The 5303-nt window shown below is 39.5% G+C and carries 3 protein-coding genes; 2 read left to right on the forward strand and 1 reads right to left on the reverse strand.

What is annotated here, in order from left to right; genetic code table 11:
* Window positions 1-485: 485 nt before the first annotated feature.
* Window positions 486-2702, forward strand: a complete 2217-nt coding sequence (locus L2W48_RS12760) for an ATP-dependent endonuclease (RefSeq protein ID WP_236100467.1) — start codon at window positions 486-488, stop codon at window positions 2700-2702.
* A gap of 3 nt (window positions 2703-2705) precedes the next feature.
* Window positions 2706-4565: a UvrD-helicase domain-containing protein gene (locus L2W48_RS12765; RefSeq protein ID WP_236100469.1), complete on the forward strand. Its 1860-nt coding sequence runs from the start codon at window positions 2706-2708 to the stop codon at window positions 4563-4565.
* Window positions 4566-4739: 174 nt separating this feature from the next.
* Here the strand turns inward: L2W48_RS12765 and L2W48_RS12770 are convergent, their stop codons facing one another.
* The gene (locus tag L2W48_RS12770) at window positions 4740-4904 is read right to left on the reverse strand and encodes a hypothetical protein (protein ID WP_236100471.1); all 165 of its coding nucleotides are present in this window, start codon (window positions 4902-4904) and stop codon (window positions 4740-4742) included.
* Window positions 4905-5303 lie beyond the last annotated feature (399 nt).

Here is a 5303-nt window from a genome sequence, read left to right on the forward strand (position 1 = left end):
TTGTTCTTTGCTGTACCTCGCCATGTGTCGCACCTCCAGGGAGTCTCTCTCGACTCGCTAAGCTAGTCTATCATGCGACACCTATTTTGGCAGGTAGGGCTGACCTAAATCAACCTAAGATAAAAAAATGGTCTTGACAATGGGGTCCACCATAAAAAATCCATTTCAGTACCACCACTAGTGAAACTATTAGTGGCAAAATCAAACATATACTCATGTCAAGAACAGTTGAATGCAATATTAGGTTTTTAAATAAAAACTCAGTAATTAAAATACATGGATTGGCATTGTGAATCTATGGCGCTATTATTGTGATAATTTATGCTTAAAGAAGTATATTTAGCCTATATCTCTACTCTAGTTTTTAATGTAACAACCGTAAACACTAAAGATAGAAATCAACCAAGGTACTACTCTTGAACTATCACTATTTTCGACAGGGATAGTTTATATGATTAAAAAAATAACAACAGGAGGGGCTAAGCGTGAAGATTTCATCTGTTCGCGTTAATAATTTTCGAAAGCTACAATGTTGTCATATAGAGTTCAGCGAAAACACTACTCTTTTCGTAGGCGCTAATAATAGCGGAAAGACTTCCGCTATGGATGCTTTAGGTAAATTCTTGGCAGGTAGAGGTTTTGATTTTAATGATTTTACCATATCAAACCGTCCCGCCATAAATATGATCGGCGATGAATGGATAGCTCAGGATTGTAAGATTCCGGAAGATTTGACAAGATGGGATAACCTCGTTCCCATAATGGATGTTTGGCTAGAGGTTGAACGTAACGAAATTCATTATGTTGCCAGTATCATACCTACATTGAAATGGCGAGGTGGAAAGCTTGGAGTCCGCCTTGCCTTTCAGCCTAAAGATATTTCAAAGTTATTTACAGAATATCGGGAGGCTTATTCTGCGGCTCGTACTACTGAATCTGCAGGAAAAGGAAAAGATGGGGCTCATATAAATTTATACCCAAAAGATTTATGTGATTTCATCGGTAAAAACTTAGCTGTGTATTTTTCTATTAAGTCATATGTACTTGACCCAGAACAGTTATTAGCAGAACCACCACAACCAACATCTTATGCAATGGAATGCTTCACCGATAACCCTTTAAAGGGAATCATTAGGATCGATATGATTGACGCTCAGCGTGGCTTTTCAGATCCAGATTCTTCCGATGAAAGAGAAAGGTCACGAAAACAATTGTCTACCCAAATGCGGAGCTATTACGACAAACACTTAGATCCCGAGAAGCTCCCTACCTCTGAGGATTTAGAGATATTGGAAGTTACCGAACAAGCAAGAGGTGTTTTTGATAAAAGCCTAGCCGATAAATTTGCTCCCGCAATTTCAGAACTGGAAGGCTTGGGCTATCCTGGCGTAACTGATCCCAAAATTACGATTACAACGAAGGTTAGTACGAGTGATACGTTGAAGCACGATTCTGCCGTACAGTATGCTCTTAGCAAAAACGATGTAACATTAAAAATGCCGGAAAAGTATAATGGTTTAGGTTATCAGAATCTCATCTCAATGGTATTCGATCTAATGAGTTTCCGCGACAGTTGGATGAGGGTGGGAAAAGCCCGACAAGAAGAAGACGCTGCAGATATAATTGAACCATTGCATTTAGTTTTAGTAGAAGAGCCGGAAGCGCATTTGCATATGCAGGTGCAGCAAGTATTTATACGGAAAGCCTACTCAGTGCTGCGAAATCATAACTTTCTTAATGACAAGAAAAATTTTGCCACACAACTTGTGATTAGCACCCATTCCAGCCATATTGCGCGCGAGACAAACTTTGCGGATTTGCGCTATTTCAAGCGACTTCCCGAATGCGCCAGCTGTAACATTGCCACAGCAAAAGTGATTAATCTATCCGATGTGTTTGGTAAAGAAGATGAAACAGATAAATTTGTAACGCGATATCTGCAAACAACCCATTGTGACTTATTCTTTGCAGATGCTGCCATATTAGTTGAGGGTTCTGCTGAAAGCATGTTAGTACCTCATTTTATAAAAGATAATTATCCTGAGTTACATCAAAGATATGTTTCTATACTTAATATAAATGGTCGTCATTCACATAGACTTAGTCCTTTAATTGATAAACTCTGCTTACCTACATTAGTGATTTCCGATTTAGACTCTGTGGAACCAGGAGGTCACCATAAGGCTGCTCGTCCTGTTCGAAATGAAAAATTAATAAGCGGCAACTATGCAATTACTGATTGGCTGCTTAAGGAAAATGGTTTGGACACGCTTCTTGATCTTCCAGCAGAACGAAAAGTGTTTGCAAATGAAACAGCCTATAAATATTCTATTCGTATTGCCTATCAGACTCCAGTGAAAATTAATTTTAATGGAACGTCAACAGAAACATTGTCGAGCACATTTGAAGACTGTCTGATTTACACGAATTACAAATTATTCAAGGACCTTAAAAAACACGACCTTGGAGATGATGCCGGGAACCTTATTAAGAAGGTAAATATCGCGCTTAATACCATAGAGTTATTTAACGAACTCCACGCTCAAATATATCGAGAACTTCGTGAGGGAAAGTCTGATCAAAAAGCTGAATTCGCTTTGGATTTAATTTATACAATCGATCCCCGCAAACTGACGGTTCCGAAGTATATTGCAGAGGGCTTAAAATGGCTTCAAGCGCTTCTGTGTCCGGAGGAGTGTTGAAAGATGGAAGATAAAAGAACTGTCCAAGAATTAACTGATAATCATATAGATGATCATGTGGACGACGAAATAAAACGGTGTTTTTCTGAAGAGAGTCCCAAAAGTTTTTTTATGTTTGCAGGAGCAGGCTCCGGCAAAACGCGAAGTTTAATTAATGCGCTTTCTTTTTTAGATAAAAAAATTGGGTCCAGATTATCGACACACTCAAAACAAGTTGCGGTGATAACTTACACAAATGCTGCTTGTGATGAAATTTCTAAAAGGCTTCAATATAAGCCTATATTTGCTGTGTCAACTATCCATAGTTTTCTATGGGAACTGATAAAAAATTATCAGACCGATATAAAGACTTGGGTTATTGAATCTCTGAAAAAAGATATTGCCGAATTGAATGAAAAGCAAATTAGAAGACGTGGTGGTGATGCCGCCATTAGAAGAGTAGAAGAAATTAAAAAGAAGACTACTCGCCTTGCTAAGATTGAAACTGTAAAGAAATTTTCTTATAGTCCTAATGGTAATGATGTGGGTTATGATTCTCTAAATCATAGTGAAGTTGTCAAAATGGGTTCTGATTTTATTGCCACCGAGGAAACCATGCAGGAAATTTTAGTGAGTAAATATCCAGTCTTACTAATTGATGAGAGTCAGGATACAAAGAAAGAGCTTGTTGATGCGTTGTTTGTTATTTACGAGAAATATAAGGACAGATTTGTTATTGGCATGTTTGGTGACACAATGCAACGGATATATATGGATGGCAAAGACAATTTAGCTGGCTGTATCCCTGATGAATGGGAAAAACCAAAAAAGGTCATGAACCACCGTAGTGCCACGCGAATAGTGGAATTAGCCAATGCAATTCGAAAGACTATGGATAAACAGCAACAGCGTTCGCGCTCTGATTCCGAGGCGGGAACAGTGCGTCTATTTATAGCAGACTCTTCTGCGAATAAAGAAGAAATGGAATGTCGAGCAGCTCAAATTATGGCTGAGAAGGCCAATGATAAAGATTGGATCGATTCTGCAAAGTATAAAAGCTTAATACTGGAGCATCACATGGCAGCCAGCAGATTTGGTTTCTTTGACCTGTATGCACCGCTTAATGAATCTAAATCTTTCGGCACATCTTTGCGTGATGGATCAATATCTGAAATATCATTCATGGCTAACGTTGTTTCTCCATTGATAAAAGCATATAAAAACAATAACGACTTCGAGGTCTCAAGAATTATACGGCAGCATTCTCCTCTTCTAAATAAGAAGGCTTTCCGGGAAAACCTTGTAGATCAGACTAAGTTACTAGAAGCTGCTGAAAATGCAGTCGAAGAATTGCTCTTTCTTTGGGAAGGTGGAGCCATTCCTACATGTATTGAAATATTAAAGACCATCAAAAAAACTAACCTTTTCACTCTCAACGATCGTGTAGACGATATCCTATCTGAACCAATAGAAGACGAGGATAAAAAGGTAGCAGCTTTGAGGGAAGCGTTCTCTGTGTCTTTTGATGAGTTAGAAAAATACTTGGCATATGTAACCGACAACACCCAATTTGCTACGCATCAGGGAGTAAAAGGATTAGAGTTTCCACGAGTCATGGTTATTATGGATGATGCTGAGGCCAAAGGGTTCTTATTTAGTTATGAGAAGCTTTTTGGCGCAAAGTCTAGAACAGATACAGATATTGAAAATGAACGTGAAGGCAGAGATACTGGGATTAGGAGAACAACGCGGCTTTTTTATGTAGCGTGTACGCGGGCAGAAAAAAGCTTAGCAATTATAGCTTACACGGAAAATGGGGATGCCGTCAGAGATACTGCCATTTCAAATGACTGGTTTTCAGCTGAAGAAATCGTTCTTTTATAATATTCTGAATGCATTATTTTTTAAATAACTATATTTAAAGTGACAGTTGCTAAGTAACTATCGCTCTCCAAACTTGGAGAAGCTGGCGACAGAAAAGCACTGATAGAAGGTGGAATCGGCATAGGGACGGAACCTGTCAAGCGAGAAGTTGCAAAAAGATCGAATTAAAATGACTCAGTCTCTGCGCTTTTCCTGGGACTCTTTCTCCGGGTTCAGATAGACCGTCTCCTCGATGGAGCACTTTCTTATCGGTCTGTTTCTCCATCTGTCCGGGTGTTTTCTCTTGGCTTCTTCCAGGGTTTTCTTCCTCTTCGGTACTGTCCAGTATGTTTCGCACATTAATATTTGAGTCAGCAGGTCCATATAGAGCTATGTTCGGTTTTTAAGGCTTTCTGTGTCAGCTTACGACAGCATTATCTTCCTGCTCCAGTATCTGTTCTCTGAGATGCTCCATGTTCATGTAGGCTCTTTTACCCCATTTGGTGGAAGCTACATGCTGGACAGTATCCCTTTCTATTACGCAAGAAACAATCCCGGAACCTGTCAAGCGAGATGTCGTAAAAAGATCAAATTGGAATGACTCAGTCTCTGCGCTTTTTCTGGGACTCTTTCTCCGGGTTCAGATAGACCGTCTCCTCTATGGAGCAGTTTCTTATCGGCCTGTTTCTCCATCTGTCCGGGTGTTTTCTCTTGGCTTCTTCCAGGGTTTTCTTCCTCTTCGCCAGTATCTCCGGGGCT

Source organism: Dethiosulfovibrio russensis (assembly GCF_021568855.1).
GTDB classification, from domain to species: Bacteria; Synergistota; Synergistia; order Synergistales; family Dethiosulfovibrionaceae; genus Dethiosulfovibrio; species Dethiosulfovibrio russensis.

What these genes read in the sequence shown, in the direction of transcription:
- L2W48_RS12765 (WP_236100469.1), top strand. Translation starts at nt 2,706, where the DNA reads ATGGAAGATAAAAGAACTGTCCAAGAATTAACTGATAATCATATAGAT.
- L2W48_RS12770 (WP_236100471.1), bottom strand. Translation starts at nt 4,904, where the DNA reads ATGTGCGAAACATACTGGACAGTACCGAAGAGGAAGAAAACCCTGGAA.